This window comes from Allobosea thiooxidans (genome assembly GCF_900168195.1).
GTDB classification, from domain to species: domain Bacteria; phylum Pseudomonadota; class Alphaproteobacteria; order Rhizobiales; family Beijerinckiaceae; genus Allobosea; species Allobosea thiooxidans.
Window position 1 is genome coordinate 97,298 of sequence record NZ_FUYX01000002.1, and the last position, 15,466, is coordinate 112,763.

The 15,466-nt window shown below is 66.8% G+C and carries 17 protein-coding genes; 12 read left to right on the forward strand and 5 right to left on the reverse strand.

Annotation, left to right across the window (positions count from 1 at the left end):
* Nucleotides 1-2: 2 nt before the first annotated feature.
* Nucleotides 3-896, reverse strand: coding sequence for an NAD(P)-dependent oxidoreductase (locus B5Y19_RS03555; protein WP_055730944.1), 894 nt, complete (start codon nt 894-896; stop codon nt 3-5).
* A 37-nt stretch (nt 897-933) separates the two neighbouring features.
* Entirely contained in the window at nt 934-1,683 is a 750-nt protein-coding gene (locus B5Y19_RS03560; RefSeq protein ID WP_055730943.1) for a FadR/GntR family transcriptional regulator, read from the reverse strand.
* Nucleotides 1,684-1,903: 220 nt separating this feature from the next.
* Here B5Y19_RS03560 and B5Y19_RS03565 point away from each other — a divergent pair, with 220 nt between their 5' ends.
* The 4 genes from B5Y19_RS03565 to B5Y19_RS03580 all read left to right on the forward strand — a co-directional run bounded on the left by B5Y19_RS03565 (nt 1,904) and on the right by B5Y19_RS03580 (nt 5,142).
* Complete coding sequence (locus B5Y19_RS03565; protein ID WP_055730942.1) at nt 1,904-3,376, forward strand: protein adenylyltransferase SelO; 1,473 nt, start codon at nt 1,904-1,906, stop codon at nt 3,374-3,376.
* A 63-nt stretch (nt 3,377-3,439) separates the two neighbouring features.
* Entirely contained in the window at nt 3,440-3,913 is a 474-nt protein-coding gene (locus B5Y19_RS03570; protein WP_244555469.1) for a GNAT family N-acetyltransferase, read from the forward strand.
* An 86-nt stretch (nt 3,914-3,999) separates the two neighbouring features.
* The gene (locus B5Y19_RS03575) at nt 4,000-4,593 is read left to right on the forward strand and encodes a hypothetical protein (RefSeq protein WP_139384252.1); all 594 of its coding nucleotides are present in this window, start codon (nt 4,000-4,002) and stop codon (nt 4,591-4,593) included.
* A 102-nt stretch (nt 4,594-4,695) separates the two neighbouring features.
* On the forward strand, nt 4,696-5,142 hold the full coding sequence (locus tag B5Y19_RS03580; RefSeq protein WP_055730940.1) for a VOC family protein: 447 nt from the start codon (nt 4,696-4,698) through the stop codon (nt 5,140-5,142).
* A gap of 28 nt (nt 5,143-5,170) precedes the next feature.
* On the opposite strand, the gene B5Y19_RS03585 is transcribed toward B5Y19_RS03580, so the two are convergent.
* Complete coding sequence (locus B5Y19_RS03585; protein WP_055730939.1) at nt 5,171-6,064, reverse strand: LysR substrate-binding domain-containing protein; 894 nt, start codon at nt 6,062-6,064, stop codon at nt 5,171-5,173.
* Between the two features lie 109 nt (nt 6,065-6,173).
* Here B5Y19_RS03585 and psrA point away from each other — a divergent pair, with 109 nt between their 5' ends.
* The 4 genes from psrA to phnE all read left to right on the forward strand — a co-directional run bounded on the left by psrA (nt 6,174) and on the right by phnE (nt 9,887).
* Nucleotides 6,174-7,265 (forward strand): iron-containing alcohol dehydrogenase PsrA, encoded by a 1,092-nt coding sequence (psrA, locus tag B5Y19_RS03590; RefSeq protein ID WP_055730938.1) that lies wholly within the window; start codon nt 6,174-6,176, stop codon nt 7,263-7,265.
* 77 nt (nt 7,266-7,342) lie between these two features.
* A complete protein-coding gene (gene phnD / locus B5Y19_RS03595; RefSeq protein WP_055730937.1) occupies nt 7,343-8,221 on the forward strand; it encodes a phosphonate ABC transporter substrate-binding protein in 879 nt (292 codons plus the stop codon).
* Between the two features lie 28 nt (nt 8,222-8,249).
* Nucleotides 8,250-9,065, forward strand: coding sequence for a phosphonate ABC transporter ATP-binding protein (gene phnC, locus B5Y19_RS03600; RefSeq protein WP_055730936.1), 816 nt, complete (start codon nt 8,250-8,252; stop codon nt 9,063-9,065).
* An 18-nt stretch (nt 9,066-9,083) separates the two neighbouring features.
* Nucleotides 9,084-9,887: a phosphonate ABC transporter, permease protein PhnE gene (gene phnE, locus B5Y19_RS03605; RefSeq protein WP_055730935.1), complete on the forward strand. Its 804-nt coding sequence runs from the start codon at nt 9,084-9,086 to the stop codon at nt 9,885-9,887.
* Between the two features lie 73 nt (nt 9,888-9,960).
* On the opposite strand, the gene B5Y19_RS03610 is transcribed toward phnE, so the two are convergent.
* A complete protein-coding gene (locus tag B5Y19_RS03610; protein ID WP_055731018.1) occupies nt 9,961-10,863 on the reverse strand; it encodes a dihydrodipicolinate synthase family protein in 903 nt (300 codons plus the stop codon).
* Nucleotides 10,864-10,966: 103 nt separating this feature from the next.
* On the opposite strand from B5Y19_RS03610, the gene B5Y19_RS03615 reads away from it, so the two are divergent.
* The 4 genes from B5Y19_RS03615 to B5Y19_RS03630 all read left to right on the forward strand — a co-directional run bounded on the left by B5Y19_RS03615 (nt 10,967) and on the right by B5Y19_RS03630 (nt 14,738).
* Nucleotides 10,967-11,713 carry a FadR/GntR family transcriptional regulator gene (locus B5Y19_RS03615; protein ID WP_055730934.1) on the forward strand — a complete coding sequence of 249 codons (747 nt, stop codon included), beginning with the start codon at nt 10,967-10,969 and terminating at the stop codon, nt 11,711-11,713.
* Complete coding sequence (locus tag B5Y19_RS03620) at nt 11,710-12,678, forward strand: tripartite tricarboxylate transporter substrate binding protein (protein WP_055730933.1); 969 nt, start codon at nt 11,710-11,712, stop codon at nt 12,676-12,678. Before B5Y19_RS03615 ends, B5Y19_RS03620 begins: the two co-directional genes overlap by 4 nt.
* A 75-nt stretch (nt 12,679-12,753) precedes the next feature.
* The gene (locus B5Y19_RS03625) at nt 12,754-13,251 is read left to right on the forward strand and encodes a tripartite tricarboxylate transporter TctB family protein (protein ID WP_079591118.1); all 498 of its coding nucleotides are present in this window, start codon (nt 12,754-12,756) and stop codon (nt 13,249-13,251) included.
* Nucleotides 13,233-14,738 carry a tripartite tricarboxylate transporter permease gene (locus tag B5Y19_RS03630; RefSeq protein ID WP_079591119.1) on the forward strand — a complete coding sequence of 502 codons (1,506 nt, stop codon included), beginning with the start codon at nt 13,233-13,235 and terminating at the stop codon, nt 14,736-14,738. The genes B5Y19_RS03625 and B5Y19_RS03630 overlap by 19 nt, the downstream gene beginning before the upstream one ends.
* A 91-nt stretch (nt 14,739-14,829) precedes the next feature.
* Here the strand turns inward: B5Y19_RS03630 and B5Y19_RS03635 are convergent, their stop codons facing one another.
* The gene (locus tag B5Y19_RS03635) at nt 14,830-15,399 is read right to left on the reverse strand and encodes a peroxidase-related enzyme (protein WP_055731017.1); all 570 of its coding nucleotides are present in this window, start codon (nt 15,397-15,399) and stop codon (nt 14,830-14,832) included.
* Nucleotides 15,400-15,466 lie beyond the last annotated feature (67 nt).

Sequence of the window (15,466 nt, forward strand, 5' to 3'; positions counted from 1 at the left end):
CGTCAGGCCCGGTTCGTCATGCGGTCATAGACGCGGAAGAGCGCCTGGTTGCCGTTGCCGCCCTCGCCATGGGCGCGCGCCTCGATGTACTGGCTGGTGACCAGCGCAGTGCCCGGCAGCGGCACCGAGAGCGCCTGCGCCTGCTCCTGCACGAGCCGAAGGTCCTTGAGCATCAGGTCGATGCGGAAGCCTGCGTCGGCGTCGCCGGCGATCATCGCCGGGCCGAGCTTGTCGAGCATCCAGGACGCGGCCGAGCCGCCGAGCAGCACGCTGCGCATCTGCTCCAGATCGACGCCGGAGGCGCGGCCGAGCGCGATCGCCTCGCAGACAGCCTGGATATTGATGCCGCAGATCAGCTGGTTGCAGAGCTTGACCGCCTGGCCTGCACCCGGCGCGCCGACATGAGTGATGGTCGTGCCCATGCCGCGGAAGAACGGCTCGGCCCTGGCGAAGGCAGCGGCCTCGCCGCCGGCCATGATCGTCAGCGTCGCGTTCTTGGCGCCGATCGGCCCGCCGGAGACGGGAGCGTCGATGAAGTCGGTGCCGGCTGCCTTGAGATCGGCATGCATCCTGCGGACGGCGACCGGCGAGATCGTGCTCATGTCGACGATGAGGCGGCCGCGCGGCGGCGAGGCCAGCAGGCCGCCTTCGCCATAGATCACCTCCTCGACCTGCGGCGTGTCGGGCAGCATGGTGATCGCGATATCGGCGTTGGCCGCCGCTTCGGCCGGGCTCTTTGCCGGCTTGGCTCCCGCGGCGACCGCTGCGGCAACAGCATCGCCGACGATGTCGAAGGCGGTCACCGTGTGCCCGGCCTCGATCAGGTTGCGCGCCATTTCCCGGCCCATCGTGCCGAGGCCGATGAAGCCGACGCTGCCCGTCTGGTTCTGTCCCATGTTCCGTTCTTTCGGCATTGTCTCTGGAATCGGAGCCTCAGGCCCCCTGCGCGCTGCGTGTCTCGGGCCTGTCGCCTTCGCCGGTGACGGCGCGGCGTCGATACTCGTCGCCGATCGCGAAATGTCGCCGCAGCGTCACCTCGGCGCGGTCGGGATCACGGGCGACGATGGTGTCGAAGACGCGCTTGTGATCGTCGATCAGGTAGCTCTTCATCGAGCTGAACTGCTGGACGAGCTCGCGGCGGCTACGATGCGAGCGCGCGAGCAGCGTCGACATGGATTCATGCAGTACCGCGAGCGTCGGCGAGCGCGATGCCAGCACGATGGCGCGGTGGAAATCGAAGTCGGCCGCGCCGCCCGCATCCGCATCGTCGATCGTCTCGCCGATGCGGATGAGCGCGCGCTGCAGCCGCTCGAAATCGGCGATCGTGGCGCGCTCGCAAGCCAGGCGCACGGCCTGGCACTCGATCGCGATGCGCGCCTCCATCACGTCGTCGATGAGGTCGGCCTGCTGGGCGAGCGCGAGCGTGAAGAAGTCCTTCAGCATCGAGGCGTCGGGCCGCTTCACGATGGTGCCGACGCGCTCGCGGATCTCGACGATGCCGAGCACGTGCAACGCCCGCAGCGCCTCGCGCACGATCGGCCGGCTCACGCCGAGCTGGGCGGCCAATTCACGTTCGGCCATGAGCCGCTCGCCTTGCTTCAGCGTGCCGTCGAGCAGCCGCTCCTGCAGATAGGCGAAGACGCGCTCGAACCCCGACGCGCTGTCGGCATCTTGAGCATCCATCCCTGAAACCACTTCTTTTTCGTTCTGGTAAGACCAGTAGGATGACCAGAGATAAAGATCAAGTGCACCATCCCTCGCGCCTGCCGGGTCGGCGGTTGTCAGGGGTGTGGAGGATCGCCGAAGCCCGGCGCCTTCGGCGGCAGGCCGGTGGCTGGCACTTTTCCTGTCTGGGAGGCGCGATGCCGGACAAGTCGTGGCTTTCCGCGTATAGCTAGGAGCGATGATCGCGATCGACTTCGACAATTCCTATGCGCGCTTGCCGCAGCGCTTCTACGCAGAGGTCGCCCCGACTCCTGTTCCTGCGCCCCGGCTGATCCGGCTGAACACCCCACTTGCAACGCAGCTCGGGCTGGACCCCGACTGGCTGGAGGGTCCGGAAGGCGTGGCGATGCTGTCCGGCAATGGCGTGCCGGTCGGCGCAGCGCCGATCGCGACCGCCTATGCCGGCCATCAGTTTGGCGGCTTCAGCCCCCAGCTCGGTGACGGTCGCGCCATCCTGCTCGGCGAGCTCGTCGACCGACGCGGCCGGCGTCATGATCTCCAGCTCAAAGGTGCGGGCCCGACCCCGTTCTCGCGCCGTGGCGATGGCCGGGCCGCCCTGGGGCCGGTCCTGCGCGAATACCTCCTCAGCGAGGCGATGGCGGCTCTGGGCATCCCGACGACGCGCGCCCTCGCTGCAGTCCTGACGGGCGAAGCGGTCAGGCGTGAGACGTTGCTGCCCGGCGCCGTGCTGACCCGCGTCGCCTCCAGCCATATCCGGATCGGCACCTTCCAGTTCTTCGCTGCGCGCGGCGATGTCGAGGCCTTGCGCCTGCTCGCCGACCACGTCATCGCGCGCCATTACCCGGCCTGCGCCGGCGAGGGGCGCTACCTCGCCCTGCTCGAGGCCGTGATCGCCGCGCAGGCCGCTCTCGTCGCGCAATGGATGGCGATCGGCTTCATCCACGGCGTGATGAACACGGACAATATGTCGGTCGCCGGCGAAACCATCGATTATGGGCCCTGCGCCTTCATGGACGCCTACCATCCGACGACCGTGTTCAGCTCGATCGACGAGCATGGGCGCTATGCCTTCGGCAACCAGCCCCCGATCGCGCGCTGGAATCTCGCCCGCTTCGCCGAGGCGCTGCTGCCGCTGCTGGAAGACGACCGGGACAGGGCCGTGTCGATCGCGCAGGAGGCCCTCGGCCAGTTCGACCCGCAATTTCAAGCAGGATTGGTCGCGGGGTTCCGCCGCAAGCTCGGCCTCGCCACGGAGGAAGCGGAAGATGTCGTGCTCATCGGCTCGCTGCTCGAGACGATGCAACACGGCGAAGCCGATTTCACCCTGGTCTTCAGGCGCCTGAGCGAGGCGGCCGGGCCGCCGGAAGGCGCGGGAGACTGCCGCAGCCTTTTCGGCAACCCGGCCGAGTTCGACGCCTGGGAGTTCCGCTGGCGCCAGCGCCTTGCGCGCGAGCCCGTATCGGCAGAGGCGCGCCAGGATGCGATGCTGCGCGTCAACCCGCTGTTCATCCCGCGAAACCACCTGGTCGAGGCGGTGATCCAGGCTGCCGTCGAAGGTGATGATCTTGCCCCGTTCGAGGTTCTCCTCGGCGTCCTCGCCAGGCCCTTCGACGCACAGCCGGGCCATGAGGACTATGCGCGGCCACCGGCTGCGCATGAGCGAGTGTTGGCGACGTTCTGCGGGACCTAGCTCCCCGGATCGAAGAACCGGCACGGGGTCGGCGGCGGACGTCGTGACCGGCGAAAGAGGGTCATGCGTCAGGGAATGACAGATCTCACCATTCGGGCTGCGGGGCAGGCTGATCTGCCGGCGCTGCTCGATTTGTACCGCCACCTCGATGCTGGGGACATGCGTTGCCCGGCCGACAAGGCCGCGACTATCCTGGAGCGCTTTCTCAGCTATGCGGGCAGCGCCATCCTTGTCGGGCACATCGGTGCCGATGTGGTGGCGAGCTGCACCGTCGTCGTGATACCAAACCTGACCCGCGGGGGCACGCCCTACGCGCTGATCGAAAACGTCGTCACCGACGCCGGCTATCGAAACCGGGGATTGGGCAAGGCGATCTTGAGGGCGGCCGTCGAGCACGCCTGGAGTGCTGGCTGCTACAAGGCGATGCTGATTACGGGGTCGAAGAAGCCCTCGACGCTGGCGTTCTACGAAGCCGCCGGTTTCGAGCAATCCAAGACAGGCTTTCAGATCAGGCGGCTTCCGGTCCGGGCCGAGTAAGAACATCGCCCTGCCGCCTGCGTTTGCCGTTGCAACGGCCCCGTCGGAGCGCCATCGATCAGCGGGCCGATACCGGTCCCTTTTCCTTGGCCGACAAAAAATGTCTCGCCGCCCGGCGATCCATACGCGGCATGCCGCGTTGTGCCGGAAAAGGAGGGTTGATCGTGAGGCATCCTTTCCTTCCGACGACGCTGACCGCGATGCTCGCCATCGCGGGACCGGCGCTGGCTCAGAAGACTGGCGACGACGACGTGCGTTTTCTCGAGAATTTCGACGGCCGCTTCACCGGCACCGGGCGACTGCAGAAGGCCGGCGGAACGAGCCATAATCTGAACTGCCGGTTCGACGGTGAGCGGCAAGGAACGCGGATCAGCCTCACCGGGCGGTGTTCGACGGCTCTCGTCTTCAGCACGACGGTGAGCATCGTTCTCGCCTTCAACCCCGCGACACAGCGCTATGGCGGCTCGTTCCGCGACGGGCGGGGCACGGTGGCGGAGCTTTCCGGCGCGCGGCGCGGCGACAGCCTGTCGCTCACCTACACGGAAACAGCGGAAAGCACTCGCCCAGGCCCGCCCGCGACCCTGACGATCAGACGCAGCGATAACGGGCTGGCCCTGAGCCTGCGCAGCAGCCACCCTGCCCGCGGACAGAATATCGATCTCGCCTTGAACGAGGTTTGAAGCGGCTTCAGCGAGGCGTTTGGGGGGACGACAGCTTCGGCGTATCGTGGCGGCTCAGCCCCCTAGATGCGCGTCAAATCCATGAGCAGAAGGGAGACGGACATGAAGATCGTGACCAGCCTTAGCTTCCGGGGCCAGTGCCGCGAGGCGTTCGAGTTCTACGCCAAGGTCCTGGGTGGAAGGATCACCGCGGCGATACCCTATGGCGATGCGCCGCCCGGCATGCCGATCACCGACGAGAAATACAAGAGCTGGCTGATGCATTGCTGGCTCGAGGCCGGCGATCAGGCGCTGATGGGCGCCGACATGGACGTCGGCTGGGCGGCAAACATCGACAAGCCGAAGAACGGCTTCGACGTGACCCTGCATACCAATGACAAGGCGCAGGGCCAGCGCTGGTTCGAACAGCTGGCCGAAGGCGGCAGGACGGTCATGCCGTTCAGCGAAACCTTCTGGTCGCCCGGCTTCGGCTCGCTGGTGGACAGGTTCGGCGTGCCGTGGATGGTCAACGTCATTCCGTCGGCCGATTGGAAGCCGCCGCAGGGGTGACACCGGCTACCGGCCGTCGGGATCCGCTTCAGCTGTCCGGCGGCTCGGCCTCGAACGCCTCCCTCATGCGGCGCACGACTGTGAGGAAGGCGGCGATCACGCGGCTGGCTTCGCGCTGCCTCAGCACGACCACATGGGCGTAGGTGTAGACCTCTGCGCCCGCGATCGGGATCAGCCGCAGCTCCTCGTCCGGGACGAATTCCGCGTCCGACACATAGCTGATCCCGAGGCCGCGGATGACCGCCTCGCGAATGGCTTCGCGGCTGCCGATCTCCATGACGGTGCGCGGCCGGGTGCCGGTTCTCGCCAGCGCCTCCTCGAAAGCGCGGCGCGTCGTCGAGCCCTGTTCGCGCACGATCATCGGCTCTCCTTCGAGTTCCGGCAGCCCAACGCTCTCGCGGCCGGCGAAGCGATGATCGCGACGCACGAAGATCGCGACGGGATGGCGCCGGTAGGGAACGGTCAGTAGCCGGTCGTCCTGGTCGATATAGGCGAGGACAGCGACGTCGGACCGGTAGCTGGCGAGATCATCGAGAACCTCGGTGGAGTTGCCGAGTTTCACGGCGAGCTCGATGCCGGGATAGGCCTGGTTGAAGGCCGCCAGCATCTCCGTGACGTGGAACGGCCCGACGGCGCTGATCGAAAGGCGGCCGGTCCGTAATTCCCGCGTTTCCGACAGGAAGGCGAGCGCTTCCGCCTCCTCGGCGAAGAGTCGGGTGGTGATGGCGAGGAGCTGTCGGCCGGTATCGCTCAGCTCGCGTCGCCGCCCGCGCTTGATGAAGAGCTCGACGCCGAATTCCTGCTCCAGGGATCCGATCTGCGCCGTCAATGTCGGCTGGCTGATGTTGAAGGTCTCCGCCGCGGCATTGAAGCCGCCGGCGAGCGCGACATTGTGAAACGATCGGAGCTGGGTATATCGCATAGGAAAAAACTATCTATCTGGATCAAAAAATCAATTTGTTTGAGGTTTGATCCTCTGTGAGCATCCTCGCAACGATGCCGGCAAGGCGCGCGCAGCGAGGATGGAACGCATGAACTGGGCGTACTGGAATCCCGTCAAAGTCCGTTTCGGCACGGGGTTGTTCAACGAGCTCGCGGGCATGATCGACGGGCGGCGCTGGGCGCTTGTGACCTATGACCAGCCGATCTTCAGGGAACTGGCCGCCCGCCTCACGGAGGCCGCAGGCGCGCCCCTCGTCACGATCAGCAATATCGAGACGAATCCGGATTGCGCCGACCTGTCCGAGTCCTGCCGGCAGTTCGGAGCGGCGGCCGAGCGGCCGGAGGTGATCGTCGCGCTCGGCGGCGGCTCGATGATCGATGCCGCGAAGGTGCTGGCGGCGAGCGGCGGCGACTTCGAGACGGTGCGGCGCCACCTCGTCGAGAAGCGGCCGCTCGATGCGGCCGCGATCATCCCGATCATCGCCGTGCCGACCACGGCGGGCACCGGCAGCGAGGTCACCTCCTGGGCGACGGTCTGGGATTCGGCCAATGGCAGCAAGTACTCGCTGGCCCATCCGAGGCTCTATCCGGAGACGGCGGTGCTCGATCCGGCGCTGACGGTCGGCGCACCCCGCGGCCTGACGCTGGCGACCGGGCTCGACGCGCTGTCGCACGCGCTCGAGAGCATCTGGAACGTCAACGGCAACCCGGTCTCCGCCAATTACGCGATCGAGGCGGCGCGCGAGATCATCGATACCTTGCCGCGGTTGCTCGAACGGCTCGACGACGAGGAGCTGCGCGCCCGCCAGATGCGCGCGAGCCTGCTCGCGGGCCTCGCCTTCTCGAACACCAAGACGGCGCTGGCCCACAACATCTCCTACGACATCACGTTGAAGAGCGGCACGATCCACGGCATCGCCTGCTCCTTCTCGCTGCCGATCGTGATGCGCTGGGCGATGGGCGTGAAACCCCAATGCGATGCGGCGCTGCGCCGGGTTTTCGGCCCCGACCTCGAGGCCGGCGCCGAACGGCTCGAGACCTTCCTGCAGAATCTCGGCGTCAAGACCGACCCGGCCGCCTATGGCGTCTCGCCGGTCGAATGGGACCGCCTGGTCGACAAGGCCATGCAGGGCGAGCGCGGGCGCAACTTCATCGGGAGGCTGCCGGCCAAAGCAGCCTAATATCTCGCGAATCCGGGCAATTCCGCCCTTCGTTCACCGGCAAGGTCAAAGACCACCGGATCATCTGGGAGGATGACATGAACCTATCGCGTCGGAAGATCATCACCGGGGCTCTCGCCGGGGCGGGCGCGGCGCTTGCCCTGCCGCAGATCGGGCGTGCTCAGACCAAGCTGGTCAAGGTCGGGCTGATCCCGTCCGAGGATTCGCGCGCGATGCTCGAATCCAGCCAGCAACTGCTCGATGCGTTGGAGAAGAACCTCGGCATCAAGGTCCAGGGCTTCGTCGCGGCGGACTATAACGGCGTGATCGAGGCGATGCGCTCGGGCCATGTCGACGTCGCCTATCTCGGCCCGTTCTCCTATGTGCTGGGCACGACGGTGGCGCCGATCGAGGCCTTCGCCACGGCCGAGACGGCGAAATCCGGACGGACCTTCTACCACAGCCAGATCATCGCCCGGAAAGACAGCGGCATCAAAGAGGTCAAGGACCTCAAGGGCCGCACCTTCGCCTTCGTCGATCCGTCCTCGACCTCCGGTCATCTTTTCCCGAAGGCGGGGTTGATGAAGCTGGGCTTCGATCCGGAGAAGGATTTCAGCCGCGTGCTCTTCACCGGCTCGCATGACGCGAACGCGCTCGCCGTCGCCAACAAGCGCGTCGACGCGGCGACGATCGCGGACCGGATCTTCGATGCCGCCGTGCAGAAGAAGCTGGTCGACCCGGCCGACATCCAGGTGGTCTGGCGTTCCGACCCGATCCCGGAATCCCCGACCTGCTGGCGCAAGAACCTGCCCGACGAGCTGAAGAAGCAGATCAAGAGCGCCTTCCTCAACATCAGGGACATCACCTGGGCCGATCAGGGCAAGCTCAATCGCTTCGTCGAGACCAACGACCAAGCCTACGACATCATCCGCGAGACGGCGAAGACGCTCAATCTCGACCTCGGCAAGATGAAGTAGCCGTCGACGCTGCGACGGAGACATCGAGATGATCACGATCGAAGGCTTGAAGAAGTCGTATGCCGGCCGTCCCGTCCTCCAGGGCATCGACCTCACCGTGAAGGCCGGTGAGTTCCTGGTCGTGCTCGGGCCGAGCGGCGCCGGCAAGTCGACGCTGCTGCGCTGCATCAACGGTCTCGCACAGCCCGATGCCGGGCGCACGGTGATCGACGGCACCGTGTTCGACGCGAAGCGCAGCACGCGCGGCCCCCGGCCGGTCGCGATGATCTTCCAGCACCATAATCTGGTGAAGCGCCTGTCGGTGCTCAAGAACGTCCTGGTCGGCCGCATGGCCGGCCTGTCCTCCTTCCTCTCGATGCTCCAGCTCTTCCCCGCGCGCGACGTCGCGATCGCGATGGAGGCGCTGGCGCGGGTGGAACTGCCGCACAAGGCGAATTCGCGCGGCGACCAGCTCTCGGGCGGCGAGCAGCAGCGCGTCGGCATCGCCCGCGCGCTGGCGCAGCAGCCGGCCGTGATCCTCTGCGACGAACCCGTCGCGAGCCTCGATCCGAAGACCTCGCGCGTGGTGCTCGGCTATCTCAAGGCGATCTGCAAGGAGGAGGGGATCGCGGTGATCTGCAACCTCCACCAGGTCGACTATGCCGTCGAGTTCGGCGAGCGCATCGTCGGCCTGAGCGGCGGCAAGGTGATCTTCGACGATACGCCGGACCATCTGACGGCGGAGATCGTCCACAAGATCTATCCGGGCCTCGAGGATCCCGGCATCGCGCGCGTGCTGAAGCCGCGGCCGGCCGGCCAGCCTGTCCCCGCCGCCGCTCCCATGATCGCCGTTGCGACGGCCTGAACGAGACTGGATCCGGACATGTCATTCGGTCACTTGCAACTCGTCATCCGTCCGCCGCAGGGCCGCTTCGGCTGGTGGGGCGTCGCGGGCATCTCGCTGGCGCTCGCGGTCTTCCTCTGGTGGGCCGCGCTCGGCTCGCAGATCAACGCAGCCAATCTCTGGAACGGCATCCCCTATATGTGGGACTTCCTGGTCCGGATGATGCCACCCAATCCGGAGTTCCTCGACCGGCTGTGGAAGCCGGCCCTGGAAAGCCTGCAGGTCGCGGTCTGGGGGACGCTGCTGGGCGTCGTCATCGCGCTGCCGATCTGCTTCTTCGCGGCGCGCAACCTGAGTCCGAGCCCGGTCGTCTTCCATGCGACGCGGCAACTGCTCAACTGCATGCGCGGCATCAACGAGATCATCCTGGCGCTGATCTTCGTCGCTGCCATCGGGCTCGGCCCCTTCGCCGGCGTGCTGGCGCTCGCGATCCATGGGGCCGGCATGCTCGGCAAGTTCTTCGCCGAGGCGATGGAGGACATCGACGAGGGGCCGCTGGAAGCCTTCCGTTCGGCCGGGGTCGGGCCGTTCAAGACCTTCTTCTTCGGCGTCCTGCCGCAGGTCCTGCCGACCTGGCTGGGGACGATCTTCTACCGGCTGGAGACCAATGTCCGGCAGTCGACGGTGCTCGGCATGGTCGGTGCCGGCGGCATCGGCTTCGAGCTCGTCTCCTCGATGAAGCTCTTCAAGTACCAGGACACGGCGACCTGCATCCTGGTGATCCTCGCCATGGTCCTGATCGCCGATCTGGTCTCGTCCCGCGTCAGGGCGCTGATCCGCTGACCGGCCCGGCCCGAGCCGGTGAAACGACCCCGCGGCGGCGCCGTCGCCTGCGGGGTCGTTTCGCTGTTTCCGACTAGCTCGCGCGGGAAGAGAAGCGGCCGAGCCTGGTGACGTGATCCGCGACGAGCTTCTCGCCGAAGGCGGTCGGGCGCATGGCGGGCGCGCGATCGTGGATCGTGATACCCGCGCGGGCGCCGAAGACGCGCTTGCCGTAGCAGATCAGGCTTTCCAGCGACTGCATGATGAAGACGATGGCGGGCAGCGCGTCGCGATAGGCGCGTTCCGCCGCCGGCTCGTCGCCGGCGATGAAGTTCTCATAGGCGCGGAGCATGAGGTCGATGACGTCCGGCGCCAGGATCATGCCGCCGCAGCCGGCCCGCAGATTGTCGATCAGCTCGAGGCCGCCGCGGCCGTTCATCACCGGCAGCCGGTTCTCGGTGATCTCGATCAACTGCCGGATCTCGGTGGCGGGCCCTTCGCCCTTGACCAGGACGATGTTGGGATGCTGCGCGACGAGGCTGCGGATGTCCTCGGCCGACAGGCCGCGCCCCATATAGGCCGGTGCGTTCTGGATCGCGACCGGCAGGCTCGTCGCCGCCGCGACGCGCCCGAAGAAGCGGATATACTCGGCCGCCCCGAAGCTGCCGGCCATCGGCGGCTGCAGGATGACCCAGTCGGCCTTCACGTTCTCCGCCGCCCGGACCAGCTCGATCTGCTCGCCGACCGAGGCGCCATAGATGGTGAAGGCGAGGGGCTTTCGACCTGCGACATCCTCGGAGGTCCATTCCATCACGGCCCGGCGCTCCGCCACGGTCAGCTTGGCGACTTCCGTGGCGAGACCGAGCGCGGCGATGCCGTGAACGCCGAGATCCAGACAGGTCTCGACCTGCCGCCGCATGGCCTGACGGTCGAGGCGCTCATCGGCGTCGAACAGCGCGTAGAGGATGGCATGGATGCCTGAAATCGCGGTCTGCATGGTCGTCGGCCTCGCCTTCAATGGTCTGATGTTAAACATCGGATGAATGCTTGCCTGCAAGCCCCGGACATGAGAATGTCCGCGCCAAGGAAGGGCGTTGGGCATGCAGCGGGGCAGCAAGCCAGGAAAGATCGGCGCGATGGTCTCGGCTCTCGGGGCCGCGATCGTGCGTGGCGAGATCGCCTCCGGCACCGTGCTGCCGCCCGAGCCGGATCTGGCCGAACGCTATGGCGCGGGGCGCAGCGTCGTCCGCGAGGCCGTGAAGATCCTCGTGGCGAAGGGGTTGCTCAGCGTGAGGCCGCGCCATGGCACCCAGGTCCGCCCCCTGCATGAATGGACCCTGCTCGACCGCGACGTGCTCGGCTGGATGCGCCGCGAGGATGGGCTCGACCGCAGCCTGCTGCTCGCGCTGGAGGAAACGCGTTCCGTCATCGAGCCGGAAGCGGCGGCGTTGGCCGCCGCGCGCGCGACGCCCGAAGAACTCGGGCGCATTCGCGATGCGCTGAAGGCCATGGAGGCCGGCCAGAACGATCCGGACGCGGCCATAGAGGCTGACAAGCGCTTCCATCTCGCGATCCTGGACGCCACGAACAATCCGATCCTGCGCAGCTTTCGTGGCGCCATCGATACGATCCTGAGCGCGATGTTCGATTTCACCGTCGATGTCTTCGCCGGAAACCTCGCCAACCATGTCGCGGTCGTCGATGCGATCGCCGCCGGCGACGCCGATGGCGCGCGGGAGGCGATGCGGCAGGTGCTCGGCTACACGCGCGGCCACATGCTTTCGAACCCGGCCGTTGCCGGCGAAGCTCTTCCAAAAAGACAAGCAGGACTGGGAGAAACGCCATGAAAATCAAGATGATGCTTCTTGCCGCCGCGGCCGTCGTGGCCGCAGTCCCGGCCTTCGCCGCCTGGCCCGAGCGCCCGATCACGCTGGTCGTGCCCTGGGCCGCCGGCGGCGGCACCGACGCGGTCGCGCGCATCCTTGCGGCGGGGCTGGAGAAGGAGCTGGGCAAGCCGGTGAACGTCGTCAACCGCACCGGCGGCGGCGGCGTGGTCGGCCATACCGAGATCGCCAACGGCAAGCCGGACGGCTACACGATCGGCCTCGCGACCGCGGAGGTGACCACCTATTACTGGTCCAATACTGCGCCCTTCACCTACGAGAAGCTGACGCCGCTCGCGCTGGTGAACTTCGACTCGGCCGCGTTCAACGTCGCCGCGAATTCGCCCTGGGCCGATCTGCGGGCCGCGCTGGACGACATCAAGAAGCAGCCGGTCGGGCACTACAAGCTCTCGGGCATGGCTGCCGGCGCCGCCTATCACCTCGCCTTCGCCGGGCTGCTCCAGCTCGAAGGCATCAACCCCAAGAGCGTCGCCGTGGTGCCGAGCCAGGGTGCCGCTCCCGGTTTCCAGGAACTGGCTTCGGGCGGCGTGCAGATCGTCCCGTCGTCGCTGCCGGAGGGCAAGCCGATGTTCGATGCCGGGCGCGTCAAGTCGCTCGCGGTGATGTCGAAGGAGAAGATCTCGGCCTTCCCGAGCGTGCCGACGGTGAAGGATGCCATCGGCAAGGACTATGAGGGCGGCACCTGGCGCGGCCTCGCCGCTCCGGCCGGCCTGCCGCCGGATGTCGCGGCGCGCCTCGTCGAGGCGACGGAGAAGGTCGCGACCTCGGAAGCCTACAAGGCCTTCCTGGCCGAGCGCGGCTTCGGCTACGCCTTCGCCAAGGGGCCGGCCTTCGGCACCTTCCTGGCGACGCAGCACAAGAACAACGGCGAGATCATGGAAGCGCTCGGCCTGCGCCTGCGCAAATAACCGGGCTCCCTTCCGAACCGGAAGCGCGGCGGTGGTTCCGCCGCGCCCTCAGCCCTTCGCAGCACCGGGCGAAACATGAAATTCAACGATCTTTTCGCCGGGCTCGTCGTCCTCGCCCTGTCGGGGCTGGTGGCGTCGGCGTCCTGGAACCTGCCGAACCCCTCCGAGCAGCCGCTCGGCCCCTCGGCCTTTCCGCTCATCCTCGCGGGGCTGCTCGGCTTCTGCGCGCTGATCCTGGCCGTGAACGGCGCCCGCGCGACCGATGCCGGCCCGCTGGTCGGCCTCGCCGACTGGACGCGCAATCGCGGCGCGGTGCTGCGCCTGCTGCTCGTGCCGGCGGCGGTAATCTTCTACATGCTCTTCGCCGAGACGCTCGGCTTCCTGATTTGCGCGACGGCGATCCTCGTCGTCCTGTTCCTGGTCGGTGGCACCAGGTCGCTGCACGCCGTCGCCATGGCCCTCGCCGCCGCGCTCGTCATCCATTCGATCTTCTATCTCGGCCTCGGCGTGCAATTGCCCTGGGGCCGCTCGAACCCTTGCGCTGGTAAGCCGCCATGCTCGACGCCTATGTGACCGCGCTGGGGATGGTGCTCGATCCCTATGTGCTCTTCGTCATCACCGCCTCGGCGATCTACGGCCTCGTCGTCGGCTGCATCCCGGGCCTGTCCGCGACGATGGCGACGGCCCTGCTCGTGCCGCTGACCTTCTTCATGCCGCCGGTCCCGCCGATCGCCGCGATCGTGACGACCAGCACGATGGCGATCTTCTCCGGCGACATCCCGGGCTGCCTGCTGCGCATTCCCGGCACGCCGGCCTCGGCCGCCTATGTCGACGATTCCTACCGGATGACGCAGCAGGGCAAGCCGGAGCTGGCGCTGGGCATCGGCCTCTGGTTCTCGGTGCTGGGCGGGCTCTTCGGCACTGCGGTGATGATGGTGGCCTCGCCGGCGATCGCCGATTTCGCGCTCGGCTTCGGCTCGGTCGAATTCTTCTGGATCGTCATGCTGGGCCTCGGCGGGGCCGTCTTCATCGGCTCGTCGACGCCGCTCAAGGCCTGCATCTCGCTGCTGATCGGCCTGATGATCGCGATGATCGGCATGAACAATCCAGCCGGCCAGCCGCGCTTCACCTTCGACTCGACCGAGATGCTCGGTGGCGTCTCGCTGATCCCGATGATGGTCGGCATGTTCGCCTGCTCGGAGGTCATGCGCCACATGATCTCGGACGGTGGCGCGCCCCAGGTTGTGGTCAAGAAAATCGGCCCGATCTTCGCCAATATGTGGCGGCTGACCAAGCAGTATCCCTGGCAGCTGATCCGCGGCAGCGCGATGGGCACCGTCATCGGCATCCAGCCTGGCAGCGGCGCCGACATGGCCGCCTGGATGTCCTATGCGATGAGCAAGCGCTTCTCGAAGGAGCCGGAGAAGTTCGGCACCGGTCACCCCGAGGGCCTGATCGAGGCCGGCGCTTCCAACAACTCCTCGCTGGCCGGCGCCTGGATCCCGGCGCTCGTCTTCGGCATCCCCGGCGACTCGATCACGGCGATCGCGATCGGCGTGCTGATGATGAAGAACATGTCGCCGGGGCCGACGATCTTCGTGAACAACCCGGAGAACGTCTACGCGCTCTTCCTCGTCTTCGTGATCGCCAACCTGCTGATGCTGCCGCTGGGCTGGGCGATCATCAAGATCGCCACGCGGGTGCTGTCGGTGCCGCGGCGGATCCTGATGCCGATCATCCTGCTCTTCGCCATCGTCGGCTCCTACGCGATCAACAACTCACTCTTCGATGTCGGCGTCATGCTCGCCTTCGGCGTGCTGGCTTTCGTGCTCGAGGAAAACGACTTCCCGGTCGCGCCGGTGATCCTCGGCGTCGTGCTCGGGCCGCTGCTCGAGGAGTATTTCATCAATTCGATGATCAAGTCGGATGGCAGCCTGATCGGGCTGGTCAACCGGCCGATCGCCGCCGTCCTGGCCGCCATCACGGTCGGCATCATCGGCTGGACCATCTTGGTCTCGATCAGGGGCTCCAAGGCGGGCAAGCCGGCGGCGCAGGAGTGATTCAGGCCGGAGAAATCCGGCCTGAATTCAATGCGTTATGATGGTCACCCGGCAAAGCTAAGCCGGCGAATGATGCCTCGGGCGCGGGCGCTCAGCGCCCCATCGCGTAGAACTCGTCGTTCGGGCGCATGCTCGTCACATTGGCGAGGCGGTTCGACATGCCGAAGAAGGCCGCGATCGCGGCGATGTCCCAGATGTCGTCCTCGCTGAACCCGTGCTCCTGCAAGGCGGCGACGTCCTCATCCCCGACCTCGTAGGCGCGCGCCGAGACCTTCATGGCGAAGTCGAGCATCGCCTTCTGCCGGGGCGTGATGTCGGCCTTGCGGTAGTTGACCGCCACCTGGTCGGCGATCAGCGGGTTCTTGGCCCGCACGCGCAGGATCGCGCCATGGGCGACGACGCAATACTGGCACTGGTTGGCGTTGCTCGTCGCGACCACGATCATCTCGCGCTCGGCCTTGGTCAGCCCCTCCGCCTTGTTCATCAGGGCATCGTGATAGGCGAAGAAGGCGCGGAATTCGTCAGGGCGGTGCGCGAGCGTCAGGAAGACGTTCGGCACGAAGCCGGATTTTTCCTGCACGGCGAGGATGCGTTCGCGGATGTCGTCTGGCAACGCGTCGATCGCGGGGATCGGAAAGCGGCTGATGGCGGGCTGCGTCATGTCATCGGTTCCTTCTTGCGCGGACTTGGGGAAGGCCATCAGGGAGTGCGGCTCTTCCCTGCCTGGC